Source organism: Actinoplanes sp. CA-131856 (assembly GCF_050956135.1).
In the GTDB taxonomy this organism is placed as follows: Bacteria; Actinomycetota; Actinomycetes; order Mycobacteriales; family Micromonosporaceae; genus Actinoplanes.
On the sequence record NZ_CP191849.1, the window covers coordinates 3,129,278 to 3,153,943 of the forward strand.

The window sequence follows — 24,666 nt, forward strand, 5'->3', positions numbered from 1 at the left end:
TCTCTAGACCGGCTGGGTCTTCTGCTGGATACGGAAGATCACGAACTCGGCCGGGAAGACCGGCGCGACGCCGATCACGCAGATGAGCCGGCCGTTGGCGATGTCGTCGTCGGTCATCGTGGTGCGGTCGCAGGTCACGAAGAACGCCTCGTCGGCCGTCGTGCCGGCCAGGGCCCCAGCGCGCCAGACGGTGGTGAGGAAGTTCGACACCGTCTGCCGCACGAGGGCCCACAGCGACTCGTCGTTCGGCTCGAAGACCACCCACTGGGTGCCCTCGTCGATGGACTCCTCCAGGAACAGGAAGAGCCGCCGGACGTTGACGTACTTCCACTGGCTGTCCGACGACAGCGTGCGGGCGCCCCAGACCCGCTGGCCCAGCCCGGGGAAGAACCGCAACGCGTTGATGCCCCGGGGGTTGAGCAGGTCCTGGTGCCGCTTGGTGACGTCCTGGGCCAGCCCGTCGGTGGCCCGGATGCCCCGGATGACGACGTTGGCCGGGGCCTTGTGCACGCCCCGCTCGGTGTCGACGCGGGCGTAGATGCCGGCCAGGTGCCCGGACGGCGGCGCCTCGACGAACTGGCCGGTGGACGGGTCGCTGACGACCAGCCACGGGTAGTACAGCGCGGCGTAGCGGGTGTCGAACGCGGACCGGAACGTCTGTATCCCCTCGATGTCCAGCCCGTCCGGTGGATCGAGGATCGCGAACCGGTCCTTCAGCTGTTCGCAGTGGGTGATCAGGGCCGACTGGACGGTGCCGGCCCACACGCCGGGCACGGCGCACACGGCGATTTCGTCGATGTCCTCCAGGGCGACGATCCCCGTACGCCGGCCGCTGCCCCCGTCGGCGCCGGCGAAGTCGGCGGTGGACAGCGATTCGTAGCCGTCGGTGCCGCCGTCGGCCAGCGTGAGCCAGGCGCCGGTGGCCGGCACGGGGAACGCCGCCGGATCGGTGGACAGGTCGGGCAGCGGGGCCGCGCCGACCAGCCGCGACCGCGCGGCCAGGGTGGCCGGCACGCTGCCGGGCCCGGTGCCGGCGAGGCGCAGGCCGGTGAACGACTCGGTCACCGCGCCGCCGCCGGGCTCGGTGAACCGGGTGTCCATGGTGGCCTCGATCAGATGGAGCCGCGCGCTCTCGAACACCAGGTCCGGGGTGTCGGCGTCGAAGGTGACGACGTCGCCGGCGACCGAGACCACGGTCAGCGTCGTGAGCGCGTCGCCGGTGTCGAGCTGGGTGACCGCGCCCGGGTAGAGCTGACCGGCGCCGCCGATCCGCAGTTGCGAGCCGGCGCCGGTGGCGGCGCGGCGAACTCGGCGCACGCCGAGCCCGGCCGGCCACGCCGCGTGGGCGGGGTCGGCCAGGGTCAGTTCGACCCGGCCGTCGGCCGGCGTGCCGGCGGTGACCTTGAAGCGCCGATTGTTGATCAGCACCCACACGTCGGGCGGCAGGCCGTCCATCCCGGTCACTTCGGTCACCAGGACCGTGGGACTGTCCTCGGCCGCGTCCTCGGCCAGGGTGGTCACGAACAGCGGGCCCTCGGCCGGGTCGGGCAGCGCCGCGAGCGCGGCGCTCACCGACGGCTGGATCCGCACCTGGACGGCCCGGCCCCACGATCCGGGGCTCGACGCGAAGAACTCCAGGCTCGCGGTGTCCGACCGGTCGCCGACCTGGACGTAGTCGCCGCGGGCGGCCTTGACGGCCGAGGCGAGCGGTGCGTCGAGCACGATCCGGCGGGTGGCGGCGGTGTAGGAGGTGATCGTCGCCGTGTCGATCTCGACGTCGTCGCCGCCCCGGAAGATCCTGATCTGGTCGGCGCCGGTGAAGCCCACCAGGTGGCCCAGCTCCAGCTCGGTCGCCCCGGCCGCGGCGTCCCGCGCGATCGGGCTCACCAGGCCCTGCCCGAGCCGGCCGGACGCGGGCTCCGCGGCGGCGCTGACCACCCGCTTGACGTAGAGGCGCTGGCCGCCGTTGTCGAAGAAGCCCTTGACGGCCAGCGGGAACAGCCACCAGCGGCCGCCCTCGGACGGGTCGCCGGCCCAGCGGTCCCGCGTCGCCCGGTCCGGTTCCGGCACGAAGCCGCCGAACGTGGTCTGGTACTCCAGGAAGTTCGTGACCAGCTTCGGCTTGCCGGTGGCGGGCCCGAACCGGGTCACGCCGACCATGCCCGCGGTGCTGGTGCTCACCCCGGCGATCGGCCGTGGCCCGGCGTCGACCTCCTCGATGTAGACGCCTGGGCTGAGATATTCGGGCATGGCTCGGCTCCTTCGGTCCTACGAGATCGCGATGACGTGACGGCGGTGGCGTTCGGCGGGCAGCCGGACCTCCAGCGATCCGGTGCGGCCGGGCCGCTCGGTGGCCCGCAGGCGGAAGAGCTGCTCGCGCGGGCCGGACGGCTCGCCCTCCCAGCGCAGCGGCAGCCGGAAGACGCCGGAGGAATCGGTCAGGGTGCGCTCCCGCCAGGGCGCACCGTCCCGGCTCGTGGTGCCCTCGGCCTCGACCAGCGCGTTCGGCACGGGCTCGTGGGTAGCGGCGTCGGCGACGGCGCCGTACACCGTGCGCACCCCCGGCCCGTACGGAAAGGAGACGCTCGGCAGGAGGCGCACGAGCCGGGGCTCGCCGGGCGCCGCCGGGGGAGTGGTGTCGCCGTACGGGGCCGCCTCGAACTCGACGCCCCGCACGGCCGCGTCGAACGGCTCGCCGTCGGCCGGGTACAGCGCCTGATAGCCCGGCCCGGAGAACAGCACCCGGAAGCGTTCCGGCCCGGCCGCGGGTCCCCGCCGGCGGCCCAGCTCCGGATAGGCGATGGCGGCACTCGGCGTACGGACCGCCGGGGTGTCCTGCGGCACCCACTCGCCGGTGCTGTCGAGGCGGTGCAGCTCGGTGATGACGCCGGCCGACCGCACGCGCTGGGCGAACTCGTCGAACGGCACGAACCAGGCCGGGCTGACCAGCACCGACGTCTCGACCGGGCGGAAGAGGGTCATGGCCGCGGCGCTCCGGCGAACGTGCGGCTCCGGACGAGTTGCTGCTCGACGACGTCCAGGGAATCGAGGTTGACCACCCGGACCTCGTAGTTGAGCGACAGCCGGTACGGCTTCTGGATCGCGTACCAGATCCACGATTTCTGGTCGAGGGTGAGCGGGGTCAGTGTGAAGTGCAGGGCGTCGGTGCCGGCGGCCAGGCTGCCGGACAGATCCTCGCCGGCCCAGACGGCGTCGTCGTAGAAGACCTGAAGGGCCCGGCCGATCATGCGGTGCTGGGTCTCCTGGTCGCCGCCCCAGGGCGTGATCAGATAGCGCAGCAGCAGGGCCATCGGCGGCTTGCGGCTGGCCGGCGGGTCCGGTGGCAGCGACCGGACCGGTGGCCGGTTCCGCGACGTCGGGTCCTCGGCGACCTCGTACAGGAAGACGGTCAGCTTGGCCGGCGGGGTCTGCACCGGGTCGGAGAGGTCGTTGAGCTCGGCGATCGGCGGCTCGTCGCCGCCCAGACCGCTCAGCGCCGCCGTCAGCCGGCCCTCGATGATCGTCGAGACGTCGGCCACGACGCCGAAGTCGCCCATGTGATGCCTCCCCGTAGACACCGGGCAGGATGGCAGGGGCGGCGTGGCGGGCTCGCGATCCCGCCGTCACCACCGCGTCACGGCGTCGTTCCGCCGGCGTGCGTTGACGAATGGGCACACACGGCGATGACGTTCCGGTGACCCCGCGGGGTGCATCGTTCGGGGCGTGGAGCCCTCCGACCAACGAGCCGGCATCATGGTCCTGCGTGCCTGGCTGGAGGGCGGGCGGGCCGGCGATCTCCGGGTCCGGATCCTCGCCACCATCGGACCGGACTTGACGGCATCGATGGCGGTGAGTGCGCCCGAGGCGGTCCACGACGCCGTCCGAATCTGGCTGGAAGACCTGCGAAACCGTCCAAATGACGAATCAACGACACCGTGACGGGAGCGAGGCGTCCACACTTCCGGACAGACGAGCGCACGCCTACGGGGGGAACGATGCGCACCCAGACGCCGGATGTAGTGACACTGCGGCTCCTGAAGGGCTTCGCGCTGCTCGTGGGCGAGCAGCGGATCGCCCTGTCGTCGGGCGCGCAGCGCCTGGTCGCCTTCCTCGCGCTCCAGGAGCAACCACGCACCCGCAGTTACGTCGCCAGTACATTGTGGCCGGAGACGACGGCCGAGCGGGCCAACGCCAACCTCCGCTCGTCGCTGTGGCGGGCCCTGCGCACCGGTCACCGCGTCATCGACGCCTCCAGCCAGGAGATGGCGCTGGCCGGCAACGTCGGCGTCGACCTGCGCGAGGCGGTCGACCACGCCTATCAGTTGCTCGACGAGGGCTGCCGGTGCGACGAGATCCTGACCCGGCAGACCCGCGACGAGCTCTCGGCCGACCTGCTGCCGGAGTGGTCGGACAACGAGTGGGTGCTGATGGAGCAGGAGCAGTACCGCCAGTTGCGGCTCTACGCGCTGGAGGCCATGGTCGAGCGCCTCACCGCGGCCGGCCGGCACGGCGAGGCGGTGACCGCGGGCCTGGCCGTCGTGCGGGCCGAGCCGCTGCGGGAGAGCGCCTACCGGGTGCTCATCCACGCCCACCTCGCCGCCGGCAACCGGGTCTCGGCCACCCACCAGTACGAGCAGTGCCGCCGCGTGCTCCTCGACGAGCTGGGCCTCGAGCCGTCGGAATCGCTCCGCCAGTTGCTGCCGTGATGGCGTAACGGACGATTCGAGCGGGTCCATCTCGTCGTCGCGCACCATGACACGGCCCCACCGGGAGGGCAGGCTTCGCGCAGGGAGCCGCGAGCCGAGGGGGATGACCGTGACACGTCGTGCGCTGATCGAGGACCTGCTGTCGGTGGCCACGCCGGAGCAGCCCGCGCTGAGCCCGGACGGCGGCCGCGTGGCCTACGTGCTGCGGGGCGCCGACCGGGACGGTGACCGGGTCACCCGCGAGATCTGGGTGGGCGCCCGGCGGTTCACCCGCGGGCCGGGTGACACGGCGCCGGCCTGGTCGCCGGACGGGCGCCGGCTGGCGTTCCTGCGCGGCGGCGACGGGGTGGCGCAGGTGTGGCTGCTGCCCGCCGACGGCGGGGAGGCCGAGCAGGTCACCGCGCTGCCGCTCGGCGCGGGCGCGCCGCGGTGGAGCCCGGACGGCACGAAGATCGCCTTCGCGGCCGTGGTCGCCCTCGACGACGCGGCGGAGAGCGCGCCGATCGTCACCCGGCGTCTCGACTACCGGGCCGACGGGGCGGGCCTGCTGCGGGACCGCCGCAAGCATCTGTTCGTGCTCGACGTGGCGACGCGGGAGTGCCGCCAGGTGACCGAGGGTGACTGGCACGCCGGCGACCCTGAGTGGTCGCCGGACTCGGCCCGGCTCGCCTTCCCGGCCGCCACGGCCGCGGACGCCGATCTGACGCTGCGGGCCCCCGTGCACGTTCTGGACGTGACCGACCCCCGGGCGCGGCCCTTGGTGGCCGGGTTGGCCGAGGGTTACGCCGGGCCGGCCGTATGGACCCCGGAAGGTGACGCGCTGCTGGTCGTCGGCTATCCGGGCGCCCCGGCCGGGCACGCCCGGCTGCTCCACGTGCCGCTCGACGGGGGCCCGGTGCGCGATCTCGCCGGCAGCCTCGACCGGAACGTCATGCCGGGCGGGCCGGCCTATCCCGGCGCGGTGCCACGGTTCGCCGCGGACGGGCGGACAGTGCTCTTCTGCGTACGGGAAAGAGGTTGTTCCCATCTTTATGCCGTTTCCCTGGACGGCGGGGAACCGCGGCCGATCGTGGCCGGCGCCGGGCGGGTCGTCTCCGGGTTGTCGGTCGCCGGTGACACCGCCGCCATCGTGCTGGCCACGCCCACCTCGTACGGGGAAGTGGTCACGGTCGACGTGGTCTCGGGCACGGAGACCGTCCGCACCACGCACGGCGAGGTCTTCACCGACGTCGAGCTCTTCCCCCGGGTGGAGCGCGAGTTCACGATCTCCGACGGCACGGTGGTGCACGGCTGGCTGGTCCGCGATCCGGAGGCGAACGGGCCGGGCCCGCTGCTGCTCGACATCCACGGCGGCCCGCACAACGCCTGGAACGGGGCCGCCGACGACGTACACCTCTACCACCAGGAACTGGCCGCCCAGGGCTGGACTGTGCTGTTGCTCAACCCGCGCGGCAGCGATGGATACGGGGAGCAGTTCTTCACGGCCGCCCTCGGCGCCTGGGGCGAGGCCGACGCCCGCGACTTCCTCGAACCGCTCGACCAGCTCGTGGCCGACGGCACGGCCGACCCCCAGCGGCTCGCCGTGGCCGGTTACAGCTACGGCGGATATATGACCTGCTATCTCACCGCGATCGACGGCCGGTTCGCCGCCGCCGTCGCCGGTGGGGTGGTCAGCGACCTGACCAGCATGGCCGGCAGTTCGGACGACGGTCACCTGCTGGCCGCGATCGAGCTCGGTGGGCGGCCCTGGGAGGAGCCCGCGCGCTACGCGGCTATGTCCCCGCTGACCCGGGTCGCCCAGGTCACCACCCCGACGCTGGTCATACAGGGCGACGCCGACCTGCGCTGCCCGGTCGGGCAGGCCCAGCAGTGGCACACCGCCCTGCGCGAGCGCGGCGTGCCGAGCGAGCTGGTGCTCTATCCGGGCGGCTCGCATCTGCTGATCGTCGAGGGGCCGCCGTCGCAGCGCATCGACTTCAACACCCGGATCGGCACGTGGGTCCGCGGCGTCAAAGAGATCAGCAAAGAGCATTGGCAGCGGCGGCTGAACGTGCTGGCCGCGCGCCACGGCGTTCCGGGCGCCGTTCTCGGCATCCTCCGCCTGGGCGACCCGGACGAGCTTGTCGAGGCCGCCTATGGCGTGCTCAACGTGGACACCGGCGTCGAGACCACCACCGACTCGGTCTTCCAGATCGGCTCGATCAGCAAGGTCTGGACGGCCACCCTGGTCCAGCAGCTCGTCGACGAGGGCAAGCTGGAACTCGACGCCCCGATCCTCGACGTGCTGCCGGAGCTGGCCCTGGACGCCAAGCTCACCATGCGCCACCTGCTGACACACACCAGCGGCATCGACGGCGACGTCTTCACCGACACCGGGCGCGGCGACGACTGCCTCGAGAAGTACGTCGACGGGCTGCGCGAGGTGGCCCAGAACCACCCTCTGGGCGCCACCTGGTCGTACTGCAACTCCGGGTTCGTCCTGGCCGGCCGGGTCATCGAGAAACTCACCGGCGGTACCTGGGACCAGGCCGTCCAGGAGCGCGTCATCAAGCCGCTCGGCCTGCGCCGCACCGGCACGCTGCCCGAGGAGGCGCTGCTGCACCGGGCCGCCGCCGGGCATGTGCCCGGTCCGAAGGTCGCTCCGGTGTGGACCCTGCCGCGCGCGCTCGGCCCGGCCGGCCTCATCACCTCGACCGCGGCCGACCTGCTGGCCTTCGCCCGCCTGCACCTGACCGGCGGTCTCACCCCCGACGGCACCCGGCTGATCAGCGGGACCGGCGCCGCCGCGATGGCGGCCGAGCAGGTCGAGCTGCCCGAGAAGCACACGCTGGGCGACTCGTGGGGCCTGGGCTGGATCCGGTTCGGCTGGGACGGCGAGCGGCTCATCGGGCACGACGGCAACACCATCGGCCAGTCGGCCTTCCTGCGGCTGCTGCCCTCCCAGGGGCTGGCGGTCACGCTGCTGACCAACGGTGAGGGCGCCCGCGACCTCTATCAGGACCTGTTCGCCGAGATCCTGTCCGAGGTGGCCGGCGTGGCCATGCCGGAGCCGCTCACCCCGCCCCGACCGCCGGTCGAGGCCGACATCACCCCGCACGTGGGCACCTACGAGCGGGCCAGCGCCCGGCTCGAGGTCCTCCCCGGTGCGGTCCTGACGATGACCACGACCGGGCCGATCGCCGAGCTCAGCCCGGAGCCGGTGCACGAGCTGCCGATGGTGGCCGTGGACGAGGACCTCTATCTCGTACGCCTGCCGGAGAGCGCCTCGTGGATCCCGGCCTTCTTCTACCGGCTGCCGACCGGCGAGCGCTATCTGCACCTGGGCGTGCGGGCCACCCCGAAGGTGGCCTGATGCTGGCCGACATGCTGACCGACATCGCCGAGCTGGTGACGTGCGAGTCGCCCTCCGACGACCGGGCCGCCGTGGCCCGGTGCGCCGAGGTCCTCGCCGGCATCGGCCATCGGCGGCTCGGCGCGCGCCCCGAGCGGATCGTCCTGGACGGCCGCACCCACCTGCGCTGGCGCTTCGGCGACGGGCCGGCCCGGGTGCTGCTGCTGGGGCACCACGACACGGTGTGGCCGATCGGGACGCTGACCCACCATCCGTACGAGACGAGCGGTGAGATCCTGCGCGGCCCGGGGTGTTTCGACATGAAGGCGGGTGTCGTGCAGGCCCTGCACGCGGTCGCGGCGCTGCCCGAGCGGTCGGGGGTGACCCTGCTGATCACCGGCGACGAGGAGCTCGGCTCGCCGTCCTCCCGCGAGCTCATCGAGCAGGAGGCCGCCGGGTGTGCGGCCGCCCTGGTGCTGGAGGGGTCGGCCGACGGCGGCGCTCTCAAGACCGAGCGCAAAGGCGTTTCCCTCTATCGCGTACGGACGACCGGCCGTGCCGCCCACGCCGGTCTCGCTCCCGAATCAGGCGTCAACTCCACTGTGGAACTGGCACATCAGGTGCTCGCCGTTCAGGCCCTGGCCGATCCGGCGCTCGGCACGACAGTGGTGCCGACCCGGATGGCCGCCGGCACGACCACCAACACGGTGCCGGCGGCGGGGGAGTTCGCGGTCGACGTCCGCTGCCGGACCGCCGCCGAGCAGACGCGGGTCGACGCCGCCCTGCGCGCGCTCACGCCGGTCCTTCCGGGCGCTCGCCTCACGATCGAGGGCGGCCCCAATCGTCCGCCGATGGAACCTTCGGAAGAGCTTTATGTACGGGCGGTGGCCGCGGCCGAGCAGTTGGGGCTGCCTCCGCTGGGCCGGGCCGCGGTCGGTGGCGCCTCGGACGGCAATTTCACCGCCGGCGTCGGCGTCCCCACCCTGGACGGGCTGGGTGCGGTCGGCGGCGGCGCCCACGCGGCCGACGAGCACGTCGTGATCGCCGAGCTGCCCCGGCGGGCGGCCCTGGTGACGGCCCTCTGCGCAACGGCGCTCGGGCGATGAGCGACCTGCTCGTCCCGGCCGCGGTGGCCGGCGTCCGGATCCGCCTGCTCGCCGAACTGCCCGACCTGAACGACGTCTACGAGCTCTTCGAGAGCATCTGGCACTCCGGCACGGGCCACGCCCCGGTCAGCCGGGAGATGCTGCGTGCGATGAGCAAGGCCGGCAACTATGTGGCCGGCGCCTACAACGGGACCGGCATGATCGGGGCCTGCGTGGGCTTCTTCGCCGCGCCGGAACGTCGCGAGCTGCACAGTCACGTCGCCGGGGTGGTGCCGTCGGCCCGCGGCCGCGACGTGGGCCGGGCCATGAAGCTGCACCAGCGGGCCTGGGCCCTGCGGCACGGCGTGACCCGGATCAGCTGGACGTTCGATCCGCTGGTCGGCCGCAACGCGTACTTCAACGTGATGAAGCTGGGCGCCGACCCCGCGCAGTACCTGCCCGACTTCTACGGCCCGATGGGCGACGCCATCAACGGCGACGACGACACCGACCGGCTGTTGCTGCACTGGGATCTGACCGCGCCGCACGTCGAACGGGCCGCCCGGGGCGAACGGCGGCCGGGCTGCGAGGTGGGCGCGCTGCGTGATTCCGGAGCGGTCACGGCCCTCGGCCGTACGCCCGGGAACGAACCGGTGAGAGGCGACGCCGACGGCCGTACGGTGCTGGTCGCCGTCCCCGACGACATCGAGACGCTGCGCCGCACCGATCCGGCGTGCGCCCGCCGCTGGCGGGTCGCGGTCCGCGAGGCGCTGGCGCCGCTGATCGACGACGGCGCCCGCGTGCGGGGTTTCGACCGCGCGGGCTGGTACGTGCTGGACAGGGAGAGCCGATGAAACTCACCGGGATCGAGATGCGCCGGATCCGGATGCCGCTGGTGGCGCCGTTCCGCACGTCGTTCGGCACCGAGACCGAACGCGACGTCCTGCTGCTGCGGGCGGTCACCGACGAGGCCGAGGGCTGGGGGGAGTGCGTCGCGATGAGCGATCCGCTCTACTCCAGCGAATACGTGGAGGCGGCGGCCGACGTGCTGCGGCGCTATCTGGTGCCGGCGCTGGCCGCCCAGCCGCCGGCGGCGGCCACCGGGGTGGCCCCGGCGCTGCGGCGGTTCAAGGGCCACCGGATGGCCAAGGCGGCGCTGGAGACGGCCGTGCTCGACGCCGAGCTGCGCGGCTCGGGCCGCAGCTTCGCGCGCGAGCTGGGCGCGACCCGCGAGCGGGTGCCGTGCGGGGTGTCGGTCGGCATCATGGACTCGATTCCGGCCCTGCTGGACGCGGTCGACGGCTATCTCGCCCAGGGCTACGTGCGGATCAAGCTGAAGATCGAGCCGGACTGGGACGTGGCGCCGGTCCGCGCGGTCCGCGAGCGCTTCGGCGACGACGTGCTGCTCCAGGTCGACGCCAACACGGCGTACACCGTGGGGGACGCGCCGCTGCTGGCGGCGCTGGACCCGTTCGGCCTGCTGCTGATCGAGCAGCCCCTGGACGAGGAGGACGTGCTCGGCCACGTGGAGCTGTCCCGGCGGGTGCGCACGCCGATCTGCCTGGACGAGTCGATCGTCTCGGCCCGGTCCGCGGCCGACGCCATCCGGCTGGGCGCGTGCAGCATCGTCAACGTGAAGCCGGGCCGGGTCGGCGGCTATCTGGAGGCCCGCCGCATCCACGACGTGTGCGCCGCCAACGGGATCCCGGTCTGGTGCGGGGGCATGCTCGAGACGGGCCTGGGCCGGGCCGCGAACGTCGCGCTGGCCGCCCTGCCCGGCTTCACGCTGCCGGGGGACACTTCGGCTTCGGACCGCTATTTCCGTACGGACGTGACCGCACCCTTCGTGCTGGAGGACGGCCACCTGCCCGTGCCGACCGGCCCCGGCCTCGGCGTCGAGCCGATTCCGGAGATTCTCGCCGAGATCACCACCGGGTCGGAGTGGCTTCCCCTGTAGGCTTCCATTCACGCATGTCAATGGAAGGCGGGAAGGGGCAACGCTGTGAAACGTTTCATGAGTGCGGCGGGGGTGACGGCGCTGTTGGCCGCTCTCCTGGTGGGCGGCCCGGCGGCGGCCGCCGCCCCGACGGTGGCTCACGTGTCCACGACGGTGCTGACCACAAACGGGCGCACCGCGCTGACGTACACCGGTTACATGAATGGTGAGTCCTTCCAGCAGGACGGGATCGTCACCTTCGGCGGGCGGCAGTACGCGGCCTTCTGGGACCAGAGCGGCTACGTCAACATCGCGCGCCGGCAGCTGCCCTCCAGCGCCTGGGTGAACCTGCGGCTGACCGACTATCAGACCACGTCCACCGACTCGCACAACGTCATCAGCATCGGCATCGCGCCAGCCGACGGCACGATCCACCTGGCCTTCGACACCCACTCGTCGGCCTTCCGCTACCGCAAGTCGATCGCCGGGCTCGCCACCTTGGGCACGTGGGCGGCGTCGGGTTTCGGCGCCGTGCAGACGAGCCTGACCAGCACGAGCATGGCCGTGGTGACGTACCCCCAATTCTTTGCCCATCCGGACGGCACGCTCCAGCTGGCCATCCGCACCGGCGTCAGCGGAACCGGCGACGAAGTGCTCTACGAGTATCGGGCGGGCGCCTGGACCTATCTGGGCGAGTTCATCGACGGCACGACGTACAACAACAACGCCTACCTGTTCGGCATCGAGTACGACACCACCGACCCCCTGCTGCACGTCACGTGGACCGTGCGGGAGACGTCGGACGCGAGCACGAACCACGACATCTACTACGCGTACAGCAAGGACAAGGGCCGCACGTGGCGCAACAACGCGGGCACGGTCGTGGCCACGACCGGAAGCACCCCACTGGCCTCGAACGCGGCGACTTTGAAGGTGTGGACCATCCCCCAGAACCGAGGCTTGATCAACCAGGAGTCCCAGGTCGTAGACGCCGCCGGCATAGTGCATGTGCTCGCTTCCCACTTGCCGGCCGCGTCCCCGAGCAACAGCAACTTCACCGCGGCCCGAGAGACGGCGGTGCTGGTCCACTACTGGCGAGACAAGGCAAGCAAGGCCTGGCACCAGACATACACACCGTTCCTGGAGCGCTCATCCCGAGGCGACATAGCGGTAGACGCCAGGGACAACCTGTACGTGGCGAGCGGCGACTCCAGCACGAAGAAGCTGCACATCGAGACCGCCTCGAAGGCCTCCGGCTGGACAGACTGGACCATCCGTTACACGTCACCGCCCATCTACTATTCCGACCCGCTCATCGACCACCAGCGCCTGAAATCACAGGGCATCATGAGCATTTTCACCCCGCGCTACGGAGGCAGCCAGATAGACGTCCAGGATTGGCAGGTATCCGGCTAGAAATCCCGATCCCAGGCGTCTTCGTGCCGAGCCCATCCACGAATTCTGTGTAAACGGCGCCATTCAAGGAGCTGCCCGAATCCCGCTTCGATCGCCAGCCCTTTCCGCTCGACGATTCCATGACCCGGAGCATCCCGCGCACCGCTGCCCTCTGATCAAGCCGCACAAACACGCGATTCCCATCATCGACCGCCGAGCCCCAGGCGCCCGCGAAACTCCGCAGTGCCGGGCGAACTGACCCCGCGCCGGCCGGGCTGGCTGCGCCCGCGCTGCTCCCTTGGGCTCGGGTGTTGGTTGTGTCGGCGTTGCCGTCTTAGGCTCGGGTGCTGGCTGTGTCCGCGTTGCCGCCTCGGGCTCAGCTGCTGGTTGCTCCTGCTCAACCGCTTCGGCGCCGACCGCTGGCTCCGTCGGCGTGTTGGCCTGGGCCTTGACTTGCGCTGTCGCTTCGGCCTTGACCGCTGGCTCCGTCGGCTCGGCGGCCTCGGCCTCGACCGCTGGCTCCGTCGGCGTGTCGGCCTGGGCCTTGACTTGCGCTGTCGCTTCGGCCTTGACCGCTGGCTCCGTCGGCGCTGCGGCCTCGGCCTCGACTCGTGCTGTCGCCTCGGCCTCGACTCGCGCTGTCGTCTCGGCCTCGACCGGCATCTCCGCGCGATCGAGGGGAGCGGCTTCCGTGGGGCAACCGGCGATCGCCCGCCTTGCGGACTCGCTCGGAGCCGGCCGCCGCACCCACCTGACCTCGTCATCCCAGATCAACGGCGGTATCCGTTCGTACGGATCATGCAAACCCAACTCTCCGCACAAGCGGGAACAGCCATGAAATCGGCACAGCTTCAGCGCGTGCCGCCGTTTAAGGCCCCACCGTCGCCGCTCCGCGCAATCGCGTCGGAACTCCATCATGTCCGGCGAATGACTCGGCACCCCCGACCAATCCCGCATCCCGGAAACTACGGACCTAGAAAAGAACTCCAGCTGTGCCATGAACCATTATCTCGTACCCCGGAGATCGACAGCAAAGAAACGATCAAGCAATCTCGGATTCTTATAGGGCCAGTGTCATAGCCATTCCGCTGCCACAAATGAGGCGCGCCGGTCACCGTATGCAGTGACTGGCCCAAGGCGCGGGCGCGTCGACCCGCTCGAACCCTGGCGCCGGGCCGGGCGTGCCTTGAGGTTCCTGCCACCGGTGCCCCGCCGGCCTCGACCCTGCCTGCGGGAGGCGTTGAGGGATCGAGGATCACGCTGCCCGGCAGCAGATTGCCGAGGATCTTCTCGGTGGCGCCGTCGACGGGCGTACCGCAGGCTAGGGCACGATCAACCACTTGCCGAGAGCGCCGCCGCGCTCGAAGGCGGTGTGGGCGTCGGCCGCCCCGGACAACGGGAAGCGGCCGGCGATGATCGGGCTCAGGTCGCCCCGGGCGACATGCTCGGTGAGCAGGGCCAGGTCGGCGTGGGCCGGCGCGGCGCTGAACGAACGGATCCGGCGGGAGCCGTGGACCGTCGAGGCGGCGATCGTGAGCAGGGCCGGTATCGAACCCCAGGCGATCGTGACCGTGCGGGCGGCCCGGCGGCGGAAGGCCGGCAGCCCGGTGCCCGCGGCGTCCAGGATCACGTCGAAATGCTCCAGGTGGGCCGGGTCCGTGGTGGCCCGGTCGAGGACGGCGTCGGCGCCCAGGGCGCGCAAGGCCGGCAGGTGACGGGCGGAAGCCAAGGCGGTCACTTCGGCGCCGGCGGCGTGGGCCAGTTGGAGTACGGCGGTGCCGAACCCGCCGGCCGCGCCCCGGATCAGGACGGTCTGGCCGGGGCGGAGCCGGGCGTGGTCGCGGAGCGCGATCAGGGCGGTGACGCCCACGCCGGGCAGGGCGGCCAGGTCCGCCAGGTCAACGCCGGGCGGGGCGGCCGCGAGATGGGCGGGGGTGGTCACCACGTATTCGGCCGCGGCGCCGTTCGGGTTGCGCGGGTGGTTCGGGATCGTGCCCCAGACCCGGTCACCCGGCGCATAGTCGGGGGACTCGCTGGTGTCGACGACCCCGGCGAAGTCCAGCCCGGTGCCCCGGGGGAAGCGGCGGCCGGTGACCAGCCGCAGCCTGCCGGCCCGCAGGACGGTGTCGATCGCGTTGACGCCGGCGGCGTGCACGCGGACCCGGACCTCGCCCGGTCCCGGAGTGGGCACCGGGAGGAGGGCCTCGTGCAGCACCGAGGGTGATCCGTAACGGTCGTGGAGGGCGGCTCGCATCATGATCACGACGATCGCGCCCGGGCGGCCGGCCGGGCCAGCAAGTGAGAAGCGGCGGCCCGCGAATCGATCATTAAGCTGGCCGTCATGCGGATCGACGCCGAGGAGAACCGGGTGCGGATGATCGCCGCCGCCCGGGACCTGATCGCCGAGGCCGGGCCGGCAGTGCCGATGGCGCGGGTCGCCCGGCGGGCCGGGGTCGGGGTGGCGACGCTGTACCGGCGGTTCCCGACCCGTGACGACCTGGTCGCCGAGGCGTACGCCGACCAGCACGCCGAATGCTCCGCCTCGTGGCTCGAGGCGGCCCGGGACCCCGATCCGGCGCGGGCGTTCCGCGAGACGATCCGGCGCCTGTGCGCGACCCAGGTGGTCGATCGTGGCTACACCACGGCGGTTCTCGCCGGGCAGGGGATGGCCGCGGAGCGGGCCGAGTACGACCGGGCGCTCGCGACGCTGCTCGACCGCGCCCGGGAGGCCGGTGCGCTGCGGCCCGGGATCGGGGTGGGCGATCTGTGGCTTCTGCTGGCCGGGAACGCGGGCGTGATCGCGGCGGCGGGGCCGGGCGCCGCGGCCGCCTCGGGCCGGTTCGTGGAGCACATGCTGCGCTCGTTCAGCGGCGGGTGAACCGCTCGGCCAGGTGGGTGAACGCCTCGGACAGTTCGGGTGGGCCGACGACCTCGAAGTCGGCGTCGAAGCGGGCGATGGCGGCGGCCAGGGCGGCCCAGGACCAGGAGCCGAGGGTGAGGCGGCAACGGCCGGGGCCGGCCTCCTCGACGACGCCGTCACGGGTGTAGAGGGACACGGTGGCGGCGGGCAGGTCGAGAATGACCGTGCCCTGGCAGGTGGCGCCCTGGAACTTGCCGGTCACGTAGGCGGCGACGTCGCCGCCGGGCAGTTCGCGGGGGGTGAAGCGGGGGCCGTTGGGTGTGCGTACGGCAATGCGGTCTGCTCTGAAGATCCTCCAGTCCGCGCGGTCGAGGTCCCAGGCGACGAGATACCAGCGCCCGCCCCGGGTGACGACGTGGTGGGGCTCGGCCCGGCGCGTCCCGGAGCCGTAGTCGAAACGCAGCACCTCGCGGGCGTGGACGGCCGCGCTGAGCGCCAGCAGCACATCGCCGTCGACCGGGGTGGCGGATGGCGCCACGGCGGTGACCCGCAGGGCCTCGACGCGGTTCCGGAGCCGGGCCGGCATCACCTGCCGGATGGTCGTCAGGGCCCGGCCGGCCGCGTCGGCCAGGGCGTCGTCCGAGGCGGAGGCGGCGACCTGGAGGGCGATGGTGAGGGCGACCGCCTGCTCGTCGTCGAACAGCAGCGGCGGCAGCTCGGTGCCGGCGCCGAGCCGATATCCGCCGTCGGGGCCTTTGACCGCGGCGATCGGATAGCCGAGCTCGCGGAGCCGGTCGACGTCGCGGCGCACGGTGCGCAGGCTGACGTCGAGGCGGTCGGCCAGCAGCGCGCCGGGCCAGTCCCGCCGTGACTGGAGCAGGGAGAGCAGCGCGAGTAGCCGCGCGGAGGTGGTCGGCATAGGTGACACATCCTGTCACCTACCCCTGTCAGCCTTGGACGCATGGCACTCACCACCACCCCACACCTGAATTTCCGCGGCGACGCTCGGGCGGCCCTGGAGTTCTACCAGTCGGTCTTCGGCGGCCACCTCACCGTCGTCGCCTACCGCGACTTCGGCCTGCCTGAGGGGCTGCCCGACAGCGACAAGGTCGTCTTCGGCCAGGTCACGGCCGAGAGCGGATTCCAGATCATGGCGTACGACGTACCCAGCTCCGCCGGGCCGGCCGCCCCGCTGACCGCGACCACCCGCGAGAACGGCATGACACTGACCGGCGAGCGCTTCTTCGTCTCCGTCACCGGAGAGACGGCCGAGGAGGCCGGCCCCCTGTGGGACAAGCTCGCCGACGGCGCGGTCATCGTCGAGAAGTTCGGCCCGTCACCGTTCAGCCCGGGCTTCGGCATGCTCACCGACCGTTTCGGCGTCACGTGGATCGTTCAGGTGCCGGCCGGAACCCCCTGACGGTCAGGTAGACACCGAGCGAGAACTCCCACACCGCGATCGGCAGCGACAGCAGACCGGACGCGGTGGACACCTGGTCCCACGCGCCGAACATCGTGGCCACGGCCGAGACGGTCAGCAGGGGCGCCCCCACGAAGCCGAGCACGGGCAGGGCGCGGGGGACCAGGCGGGAACGGTAGAGCAGGGAGCCGATCAGCAGCGCGTTCACGGCCGGCAGGAAGCCCTGCCCGAGCAGGAACGTCCACTCCCGCAGGGCGGCCAGCGTCTGGCCCGCGGCCAGGGAGTCCGTTCCCGACTGCCGGAGCGTGACCATCGACATCACCAGCACGACACCGGCGACGATGGTGGCCGCCTCCAGGACCCGTACCCCGGCGAAGCCCAGAGCCGCCGCCTCGTCCTGCCGCTTGACCACCGGATAGAGGATGACTGCGGTCGCTATGCAGGCGAGAGCGACGATCATCTCCAGGACTCCGCCCCAGATCACGCCGGTGTCCGGGCCCGGGCCGAGCACGAAATCGGCGTCGCGTACCGGGGCGTAGAGGCCGAGGGTGGGTATCGAGACGAACGTCAGAAGGTAGGCCACACCACCGGCCAGCGCGGTCCGTCGCAGCGGGGTCACACCGGACAGGCTCCTCCCATCGAAGAGCGTCCACATCGGCCGATCGGTCTCAGGTGGCGGCGGTGAAGCGCTGGACCTGGTCGATGGGGCCGGTGACGATCAGCTCGGCGCCGTCGGTGACCGCGGTGTCCGGTGTGGCGTGCACGAAGTCGGCGCCGTGAGTCTTGAGACCGATGACCGTGACGCCGTACTTGGTGCGCAGGCCCAGGTCGGCCAGGGTGCGGCCGGCGGCGTCGCGGGGGATCCGGGTGCGGGCCACCGCGAAACCGTCGTCGAACTCGATGACGTCGAGCATGCGGCCGGCGATCAGGTGGGCCACCCGGTCGCCCATCGTGGCCTCCGGATAGATGACATGGTGGGCGCCGACCGAGCGCAGGATCTTGCCGTGCTTGACCGAGACCGCCTTGGCCCAGATGTCGCGCAGGCCGAGCTCGCTGAGCGTCAGCACGGTCAGCACGCTGGCCTCGATGTCGCTGCCGATGCCGACCACGGCCCGGGTGAACTCCCTGATGCCGGCCTGCTCCATGGCGTCGCCGTCGGTCGAGTCAGCCTGCACCACGTGGGTGAGCCGGTCGGACCACTGCTGCACCAGCTCGGCGTTCTCGTCGACGCCGAGCACCTCGTGGCCGAGTTTCAGCAGCGACTCGGCGACCTGGCCGCCGAAGCGGCCCAGCCCGATCACGACGACGTTCTCATCAGTGTTCTCAGCCAACGATGGGTCGCTCCTCCGGGTACCGGTACAGCCGATGGCGGGTCTTGAGGGCCAGCGCCGAGGCCACCGCGATGGTGCCGACGCGGCCGATGAACATCATCACACTGAGGATCAGCTGGCGGGACTCGGACAGCTCGGCCGTGAGCCCGTTGGTCAGGCCGGCCGTGCTGAACGCCGACATGACCTCGAACAGCGCCCGGTCGAAGGGCACGCCGCCGGTGACCCCGAGCAGGGTCAGGGTGCCGCCGGCCACCGTGGCCACGCCGAGCAGGGCGACCGCGGTGGCCTGCCGCTGTGTCGACTCGGCGATGCGGCGGCGGCCGATGACCACGTCACGCTCGCCGCGGACCTCGGTCCAGATGACGTACGCCAGAAGGAAGAACGTCGTCACCTTGATGCCGCCGGCCGTGCTGGCGCTGCCACCACCGATGAACATCAGGCCGACCACGATGGCCGAGGTGTCCTCGTTCATGGCGCCGTAGTCGACCGTGTTGAAACCGCCCGAGCGGGGGATCGTCCCCTGGACGAACGAGGCCAGCACCTTGCCCGGCACCCCGAGCGGCCCGAGCGTGCCCGGGTTGCGCCACTCCAGGGCCAGCACCGCGGCGAAGCCCACCGCCAGCAGCACGAGCGAGCCCCACACGGTGAGCCGGGTGTGTGTCGACCAGGCGGCCGGTCCCCGCCGCTGGCGGCCGATCTCGTAGAGCACCGGCACGCCGATGCCGCCGGCGATGACGCCCAGGGTCAGCGGCACGCACATCCACCAGTCGCCGGCGAAGGCGATCAGGCCGTCGCTGCGCAGGGAGAAGCCACAGTTGTTGAAGGCCTGCACGGCGTTGAACGCGCCCTCGGCCAGGGCCGGGCCGAACGCCACGTCGTACGTCAGCCAGAGCCGGGCCGTGACGATGCCGGCGATCACGGTCTCGCAGGCGAACATCACCGCCGCGGCCAGGATGAGCACCCGGCGGAAGTCGCCGTGGGCCAGCCCGGTGCTGGTCTCGACCCCGGCCATCATCCGGCCGCGCAGCCCCAGCCGCTGCGAGACCAGCAGGCCCAGCAGGGTGGCGAACGTGGTGATGCCGAAGCCGCCGGCCTGGGTGAGCACGGCGATGAGGACGTGGCCGAAGCCGGACCAGTAGGTGGCGGTGTCGACCGTGGTCATGCCGGACGTGGTGATGGCCGAGGTCGAGGTGAACAGCGCGGTGAGGAAAGGCGCGGAGCCGTCCCCGGCCCGGGAGACGGGCAGCATCAGCAGCACGGCCCCGGCCGCGATCGCGCCCAGGAACGCCATCGACACGGTCCGCGCCGGGTGCGGACGGGCCGGGCGCATCAGAAATTTATACCGCACCCCGCCCGCGGAGCGGGCGGCGGCCGGCGGCAATTCTGAGAATGCGCTTGGAATTGATGAAGGATTCTTATAGGAAACGGAAAGTTTTCCGCCCGGGACGGGGGCGTGATAATCATGGGGGCATGCGGGTGCTTCTGGTCGAGGACGACGACTCGATTGCCATTCCTCTGGTGCAGGGTCTGGCCCGTTTCGGCATCGAGGCTCAGCATGTCGCGACCGGCTCGGCCGCGCTGGCCGCGCCGCCGGCCGATCTGGTGCTGCTCGACCTCGGCCTGCCCGACATCGACGGCGTCGACGTCTGCTGGGCGCTGAGCCGGTCCCAGGGCGTCCCGATCATCATGCTGACCTCCCGCCGCACCGAGGCCGACCTGGTCCGGGGCCTGGAGGGCGGCGCCGACGACTACCTGTCCAAGCCGTTCAGCCTGCGCGAGCTGGTGGCCCGGATCCGGGCCGTCGACCGGCGTTCCCGCGCCACCAGAGCCGTGCCCGACGAGCCCGGCACCCGTGTGCTCGGGCCGCTGGTCATCGACCGTGCGAGCCGGGAAGTGACCCTCGACGGCGTGCCGGTCGCGCTCGCGCCCAAGGAGTTCGACCTGCTGGAGATGCTCGCGGCCCGGCCCGGCACGATGATGCCGCGGCAGAAACTGCTGGAGGCGATCTGGGCGACCGCCGACGCCCGCAGCAAGACCCTCGACTTCCACATCGCGGCCCTGCGCCGCAAGCTCGGCGACCCGTCCTGGATCGAGACCCGGCGCGGCGTCGGCTTCCGGCTGATGGTGCCCGAGCGGTGACCCGGCGCCTGCTGATCACGTACCTCTCGCTGGTCCTGGCCGTCCTGACCGGCCTGTCCGTGCCCCTGGGCTACCTCTACCAGCGCAGCGAGCAGGAGCAGACGTTCCGCCAGCTGGAGCGCGAGGCCGAGATCGTCGCCGCCTACGTCGACGCCGAGCTCGGTGAGAACGACGGTGATCAGGTCGGGGACATCGCCTCGGCGGTGGCCCGGCGCTGGGACGGGCGGATCGAGGTCTTCGACGCACAGGGCCGATTGACGTACGGCACCACGCCCGGCCCGGTCGCCGAAGGCATCCACCACGGCTTCGTGGGGGGCATGATGTACGTCTCGGTCTCGCTGCCCGCCTCCAGCTCGGTGCGCCTGACCGTCCCGGCGGCCACGGTCAGCGACCAGGTGCACCGGGTCTGGGCCCTGCTCGCGGTGGCCTGCCTGCTCGTGCTGGCCATCGGTGCCACGGTCGCCCTGGCTCTGGCCCGCTGGATCGTCCGCCCGGTGAAGGCCCTGGAGGAGGCCACCCATCGGCTGGCCGGCGACAGCGGGCCCACGCCGGTGCGGATCACCGGACCGCCCGAGCTGCGGCGCCTGGCCGCGACGTTCAACCGGACCGCCGAGCGCCTGCACAGCGTGCTGGCCGCGCGCGGCTCATTCGCCGACCACGCCTCCCACCAGCTCAAAGGCCCGCTGGCGGCGCTACGGCTGCGCCTGGAGAACCTGGAGCCGGACGTCGGCCCGGCCGGCGCCGAGAGCCTGGAGGCCGCGCTCGACGAGACCGAGCGCCTGGACAAGCTGGTCAACACGCTGCTCGACCTCACGTTGATCGAGCGGCGGGACGAGGAGCCGGAGGCCGTCGACGTCGCGGCCGAGGTGGCCGAGCGGGCGGAGATCTGGCAGCCGCTCGCGGCCGAACGCGGGATCACCCTGCGGATCGCGGCGGACGGGCCGCTGCCGGCGATGGCCATGCCGGGTGCGATCGAGCAGATCCTCGACAACCTGATCTCGAACGCGCTGAACGCCGCCCCGGACGGCAGCGACATCACGCTGGCCGCGGCCGGAGCGGCGTCCACGGTCGAGGTGCACGTCATCGACGCCGGCCCGGGACTGCCCGCCGACCAGCGGGAAAAGGCCCTGGAACCGTTCTGGCGCGCGCCGGGCGCGCCTCGCGGGGGCACCGGCCTCGGCCTCGCGCTGGTGGCGAAGCTGGCCGAGGCCGGTGGTGGCGGCGTCCGGCTGGACGCCGCGAGCCCCACGGGAGTGGACGCGGTCGTGACGCTCAGCGCCGTCCGCGCAGGCCGGCCACCAGGCTGACGCCGACAGCGGCCAGCACGACCTGGATGATCAGCTCGATCCAGTCGATGCCCCGGGTGTCGTCCACGCCGATCGCGGCCGCGATGAAGGTGCCGACGATCGCGGCCACGATGCCGATCAGGATCGTCAGCCAGATCGGAATGTTCTGCTTACCGGGTACCAGCCCCGTGGCAACGAGCCACCGTGGAAATCTTCGGAATCATCACCGCCCTCTGCGGAGACCGGCAATTACCATCGGCGCCCATTCCCGAAACATCGGCTACAGTCGGAACCCCTCGAAAAAGATGTGAATAGCGAAGGAGTGAGCCCTGCATGGGCGGCTACGGGTGGCAAATCATCCTCGTGGTGATTCTGGTTCTGCTGAACGCGGCGTTCTCGGGCAGTGAGATGGCCCTCATCTCGCTGCGCGACAGCCAGTTGCAGCGCCTCGAACGGCAGTCGCGCACCGGGGCCACGCTGGCCAAGCTGGCCCGTGACCCGAACCGGTTCCTGGCCACCATCCAGATCGGCATCACCCTGGCCGGCTTCCTGGCCTCGGCGTCGGCCGCGGTGTCGCTGGCCAAGCCGCTGACCGGGCCGCTGAGCTTCCTCGGCAGCGGGGCCGAGCCGGTGTCGATCGTGCTGGTCACCATCGTGCTGACCTTCTTCACGCTGGTCGTGGGTGAGCTGGCCCCGAAGCGGATCGCGATGCAGCGGGCCGAGGGCTGGGCGCTCATGGTGGCCCGGCCGCTCGATCTCCTCTCGACGCTGGCGCGCCCGATCAACTGGCTTCTCGGCAAGTCGACCGACCTTCTCGTACGGCTCACCGGTGTCGACCCCAACGCCACCCGCGAGGAGGTCAGCACCGAGGAGATCCGCGATCTGGTGACCCAGCAGCAGGAGTTCACGCCGGAGCAGCGCACGATCATCAGCGGCGCTTTCGAGATCGCCGACCGGGTGCTGCGCGAGATCCTGGTGCCGCGCCGTGACGTGCTGGTGATCCCGGCCGATCTGCCCGCCCCCGAGGCCCTGGCCCGGCTTGTGGCCGGCGGGCACTCGCGGGCCCCGGTGACCGGGTCCATGGGCCTGGACGACGTGCTGGGTGTGACCCACCTGCGCGACCTGATCGACGCCCGGGGGCCCGTGCGGGACCACATGTTCGACGCGCTCTTCCTGCCCGAGAGTCTCAAGGTCTCGGACGCGATGATGCAGCTGCGGGGCCGCCGCCAGCAGCTGGCCCTGGTGGTCGACGAGCGCGGCGCCATTGACGGCATCGTGACCATGGAGGACCTGGTCGAGGAGGTCGTGGGCGAGATCTACGACGAGACCGACCGCGACGTGCAGTCGGTCGTGCGCGAACCGGACGGCGCCATGCTCCTGCCCGGCACCTTCCCGATCCACGACCTGCCCGACATCGGCGTCGACAACGAGCACCTGTCCGACAACGACTACACGACCGTCGCCGGTCTGGTGCTCGCGAAGCTCGGGCACATCCCGACCGCCCCCGGCGAGATCGTGACGGTCGACGGCCACACGGCGGAGATCACGCAGGTCGCCGGCCGCGCCATCACCCAGATCCGGCTGCGCCCGGTGCGCGAGCCCGAGCCCGCATCTTAGGCGGTGCGGGGCGGTCGTGCTGAAAAATCCGATTTTTCTGATCTGTCGGTTTTGACCGACGAGCCGAACGCCATCCGATCGCCGATCTTGGTCGGTGCGGATCGAGACATGTGGCTCTGCCGCCGCGGGCGGGACCACCGCAATACTGATCTCAGCGCACGGATGCCGGCGCCGAATCCTTTTGGACGAGGGTTTGACCACGGCGCCGGCATCCGGGCGCCTACCCTACCGAGGGTTCGCGTCGTGGCGGCGCCATTGCAGCATCGCCGCCGTGGCGTCGTCGCGGAGCTCGCCATCCTCGTACGACACGATGGTCTGAATCAACCGGCGCATCGTCTCCGGCGCGGGATGCCCGTCGCGCAGCGCGCCCAGCATGAAATCGCCCAGCCGTTCGACGCCGAACAGGGCGCCCGACGCGTCCCGCGCCTCCGTGATGCCGTCGGTGTAGAAGACCAGCGCGTCGCCCGGCCGCAGCTGCTCCTCGATGACCTGCGGCGGGCGCCCGAGCATGTGGCCGAGGCCGAGCGGCAGCGTGTTCGGGGTGGGCAGCGGCGGCAGCATCCGCCCGTCCCGCAGGAAGATCTCGGCCGGGTGGCCGGCGCTGATCCGGCGGTAGGCGCCGGTCGGGATGTCCAGCTCGGACAGCAGCGCGGTGACGAAGGCGCCCGGATATTGCGCGTGGACCCACTTGTCGATCGAGCGGCACGTGTCGGCCAGCGACAGCCCGGACCGGCGCGCGTTGCGGTACGTGTTCAGGGTCAGCGTGGTGAGCGCGCTGGCGCTGATGCCGTGCCCGACCGTGTCGAACAGCGCCACGTGCAGCAGATCACCGTTGGCCGCGTAGTCGAACGCGTCGCCGCCTACCTCGTAGCAGGGTTCGAGCACGGCCGTGACCATGGTGCCGTCCACCGCGAAGGTCAGCGGTGGCAACTGGTTCCAGACGATCTCGGCCGGCAGCTGCATGGGCAGCCGGCGCCGGGTGTGCTCGACCGCGTCGCCGTAGAAGCGCCGGCTGGCGATCAGCTCGGCCACGAGCGCCGCGATCACCTCGAGGTCGTGCCGGGCGGAGGCCGGGGGATAGGCCTTGACCAGGAACTCCAGCACCCCGAGCCGTTCGGCGCCGTGCAGCAGGGGCAGCCACAGCTTGCCGCCGTCGTCGGTCTCGAGCCACTGCGGCTCGGCGGTGGTGAAGGCCCGCCCGGCGGAGGTGTCCTCCACGGTCTGTGTGGTCGTTGCGTCGCCCGCGGTTCCGCGCAGCGGATGCAGCGCCACCTGCCCGTAGTCGATCAGCAGAACGCTCGCCGCCTCGGCGCCGAGCAGCGGCGCGGCGTCGGCCAGCACCGCCGGAAGGTCCTCGGCCCGCCCGCGGTGCCGCAGATCCATGAGCCGGCGCACGGCCTCCATCGACGAGAGCATCGTCCTCCATCTTCCATCGCCGCGGCCCGATGGTCACCCCGGGGCTCCAACTGTCTTGGGCCGCCCTCAAGCCTGCCCGAAGTTACATAGACGCAGCTCTCTGTAACGGATATCCTTCCGGGACTCGGAGAGCGCTCTCTCCCC

At 71.7% G+C, this 24,666-nt stretch carries 21 protein-coding genes and 1 pseudogene; 12 read left to right on the forward strand and 10 right to left on the reverse strand.

The window, feature by feature from the left end; all coding sequences use genetic code 11:
* Positions 1-3: 3 nt before the first annotated feature.
* Genes ACQP2X_RS14735 through ACQP2X_RS14745 form a run of 3 tightly spaced genes read right to left on the reverse strand, consistent with a single transcriptional unit; the run spans position 4 to position 3,557 of the window.
* Complete coding sequence (locus ACQP2X_RS14735) at positions 4-2,250, reverse strand: phage tail sheath C-terminal domain-containing protein (RefSeq protein WP_498697288.1); 2,247 nt, start codon at positions 2,248-2,250, stop codon at positions 4-6.
* Between the two features lie 18 nt (positions 2,251-2,268).
* Positions 2,269-2,982 (reverse strand): hypothetical protein, encoded by a 714-nt coding sequence (locus ACQP2X_RS14740; protein ID WP_498697289.1) that lies wholly within the window; start codon positions 2,980-2,982, stop codon positions 2,269-2,271.
* A complete protein-coding gene (locus ACQP2X_RS14745; RefSeq protein WP_498697290.1) occupies positions 2,979-3,557 on the reverse strand; it encodes a Pvc16 family protein in 579 nt (192 codons plus the stop codon). Before ACQP2X_RS14745 ends, ACQP2X_RS14740 begins: the two co-directional genes overlap by 4 nt.
* A 166-nt stretch (positions 3,558-3,723) precedes the next feature.
* Here ACQP2X_RS14745 and ACQP2X_RS14750 point away from each other — a divergent pair, with 166 nt between their 5' ends.
* The 7 genes from ACQP2X_RS14750 to ACQP2X_RS14780 all read left to right on the forward strand — a co-directional run bounded on the left by ACQP2X_RS14750 (position 3,724) and on the right by ACQP2X_RS14780 (position 12,474).
* On the forward strand, positions 3,724-3,939 hold the full coding sequence (locus ACQP2X_RS14750) for a hypothetical protein (protein WP_498697292.1): 216 nt from the start codon (positions 3,724-3,726) through the stop codon (positions 3,937-3,939).
* A 56-nt stretch (positions 3,940-3,995) separates the two neighbouring features.
* Positions 3,996-4,706 carry an AfsR/SARP family transcriptional regulator gene (locus ACQP2X_RS14755; RefSeq protein WP_498697293.1) on the forward strand — a complete coding sequence of 237 codons (711 nt, stop codon included), beginning with the start codon at positions 3,996-3,998 and terminating at the stop codon, positions 4,704-4,706.
* 103 nt (positions 4,707-4,809) lie between these two features.
* Positions 4,810-8,058: a serine hydrolase gene (locus ACQP2X_RS14760; protein WP_498697296.1), complete on the forward strand. Its 3,249-nt coding sequence runs from the start codon at positions 4,810-4,812 to the stop codon at positions 8,056-8,058.
* Entirely contained in the window at positions 8,058-9,143 is a 1,086-nt protein-coding gene (locus tag ACQP2X_RS14765) for a M20 family metallopeptidase (RefSeq protein WP_498697299.1), read from the forward strand. The genes ACQP2X_RS14760 and ACQP2X_RS14765 overlap by 1 nt, the downstream gene beginning before the upstream one ends.
* Positions 9,140-9,976, forward strand: a complete 837-nt coding sequence (locus tag ACQP2X_RS14770; protein ID WP_498697300.1) for a GNAT family N-acetyltransferase — start codon at positions 9,140-9,142, stop codon at positions 9,974-9,976. The genes ACQP2X_RS14765 and ACQP2X_RS14770 overlap by 4 nt, the downstream gene beginning before the upstream one ends.
* Positions 9,973-11,079, forward strand: a complete 1,107-nt coding sequence (gene menC, locus ACQP2X_RS14775; protein ID WP_498697302.1) for an o-succinylbenzoate synthase — start codon at positions 9,973-9,975, stop codon at positions 11,077-11,079. The genes ACQP2X_RS14770 and menC overlap by 4 nt, the downstream gene beginning before the upstream one ends.
* A gap of 45 nt (positions 11,080-11,124) precedes the next feature.
* Positions 11,125-12,474: a BNR repeat-containing protein gene (locus tag ACQP2X_RS14780; RefSeq protein WP_498697305.1), complete on the forward strand. Its 1,350-nt coding sequence runs from the start codon at positions 11,125-11,127 to the stop codon at positions 12,472-12,474.
* Positions 12,475-13,774: 1,300 nt separating this feature from the next.
* On the opposite strand, the gene ACQP2X_RS14785 is transcribed toward ACQP2X_RS14780, so the two are convergent.
* Complete coding sequence (locus tag ACQP2X_RS14785) at positions 13,775-14,710, reverse strand: NAD(P)-dependent alcohol dehydrogenase (RefSeq protein WP_498697307.1); 936 nt, start codon at positions 14,708-14,710, stop codon at positions 13,775-13,777.
* Between the two features lie 84 nt (positions 14,711-14,794).
* Between ACQP2X_RS14785 and ACQP2X_RS14790 the strand changes: the two genes are divergently transcribed.
* Positions 14,795-15,331 carry a TetR/AcrR family transcriptional regulator gene (locus tag ACQP2X_RS14790; RefSeq protein ID WP_498697310.1) on the forward strand — a complete coding sequence of 179 codons (537 nt, stop codon included), beginning with the start codon at positions 14,795-14,797 and terminating at the stop codon, positions 15,329-15,331.
* On the opposite strand, the gene ACQP2X_RS14795 is transcribed toward ACQP2X_RS14790, so the two are convergent.
* Complete coding sequence (locus tag ACQP2X_RS14795) at positions 15,318-16,232, reverse strand: helix-turn-helix transcriptional regulator (RefSeq protein WP_498697312.1); 915 nt, start codon at positions 16,230-16,232, stop codon at positions 15,318-15,320. The genes ACQP2X_RS14790 and ACQP2X_RS14795 overlap by 14 nt on opposite strands.
* 42 nt (positions 16,233-16,274) lie before the next feature.
* Between ACQP2X_RS14795 and ACQP2X_RS14800 the strand changes: the two genes are divergently transcribed.
* Complete coding sequence (locus ACQP2X_RS14800) at positions 16,275-16,733, forward strand: VOC family protein (protein ID WP_498697315.1); 459 nt, start codon at positions 16,275-16,277, stop codon at positions 16,731-16,733.
* Here ACQP2X_RS14800 and ACQP2X_RS14805 read toward each other — a convergent pair.
* From ACQP2X_RS14805 to ACQP2X_RS14815, 3 genes are read right to left on the reverse strand one after another with little or no spacing between them, the layout of a single operon-like run.
* Positions 16,696-17,352, reverse strand: a complete 657-nt coding sequence (locus ACQP2X_RS14805) for a DUF4386 domain-containing protein (RefSeq protein ID WP_498697317.1) — start codon at positions 17,350-17,352, stop codon at positions 16,696-16,698. The two genes, ACQP2X_RS14800 and ACQP2X_RS14805, sit on opposite strands and share 38 nt — an antisense overlap.
* 49 nt (positions 17,353-17,401) lie before the next feature.
* Entirely contained in the window at positions 17,402-18,064 is a 663-nt protein-coding gene (locus ACQP2X_RS14810; protein WP_498697318.1) for a potassium channel family protein, read from the reverse strand.
* Positions 18,057-19,394 (reverse strand): TrkH family potassium uptake protein, encoded by a 1,338-nt coding sequence (locus ACQP2X_RS14815; protein ID WP_498697320.1) that lies wholly within the window; start codon positions 19,392-19,394, stop codon positions 18,057-18,059. The genes ACQP2X_RS14810 and ACQP2X_RS14815 overlap by 8 nt, the downstream gene beginning before the upstream one ends.
* Positions 19,395-19,534: 140 nt before the next feature.
* On the opposite strand from ACQP2X_RS14815, the gene ACQP2X_RS14820 reads away from it, so the two are divergent.
* Together ACQP2X_RS14820 and ACQP2X_RS14825 are read left to right on the forward strand one after the other, a co-directional pair.
* The gene (locus ACQP2X_RS14820) at positions 19,535-20,203 is read left to right on the forward strand and encodes a response regulator transcription factor (RefSeq protein WP_498697322.1); all 669 of its coding nucleotides are present in this window, start codon (positions 19,535-19,537) and stop codon (positions 20,201-20,203) included.
* The gene (locus tag ACQP2X_RS14825; RefSeq protein WP_498697324.1) at positions 20,200-21,510 is read left to right on the forward strand and encodes a sensor histidine kinase; all 1,311 of its coding nucleotides are present in this window, start codon (positions 20,200-20,202) and stop codon (positions 21,508-21,510) included. Before ACQP2X_RS14820 ends, ACQP2X_RS14825 begins: the two co-directional genes overlap by 4 nt.
* Here the strand turns inward: ACQP2X_RS14825 and ACQP2X_RS14830 are convergent.
* Positions 21,476-21,673: pseudogene (locus ACQP2X_RS14830) on the reverse strand (GlsB/YeaQ/YmgE family stress response membrane protein); the annotation flags it as partial. The gene ACQP2X_RS14825 and the pseudogene ACQP2X_RS14830 sit on opposite strands and share 35 nt — an antisense overlap.
* A 149-nt stretch (positions 21,674-21,822) precedes the next feature.
* Here ACQP2X_RS14830 and ACQP2X_RS14835 point away from each other — a divergent pair.
* Positions 21,823-23,106: a hemolysin family protein gene (locus ACQP2X_RS14835; RefSeq protein WP_498697328.1), complete on the forward strand. Its 1,284-nt coding sequence runs from the start codon at positions 21,823-21,825 to the stop codon at positions 23,104-23,106.
* 225 nt (positions 23,107-23,331) lie between these two features.
* Here the strand turns inward: ACQP2X_RS14835 and ACQP2X_RS14840 are convergent, their stop codons facing one another.
* Positions 23,332-24,522, reverse strand: coding sequence for a PP2C family protein-serine/threonine phosphatase (locus ACQP2X_RS14840; protein ID WP_498697330.1), 1,191 nt, complete (start codon positions 24,520-24,522; stop codon positions 23,332-23,334).
* Positions 24,523-24,666 lie beyond the last annotated feature (144 nt).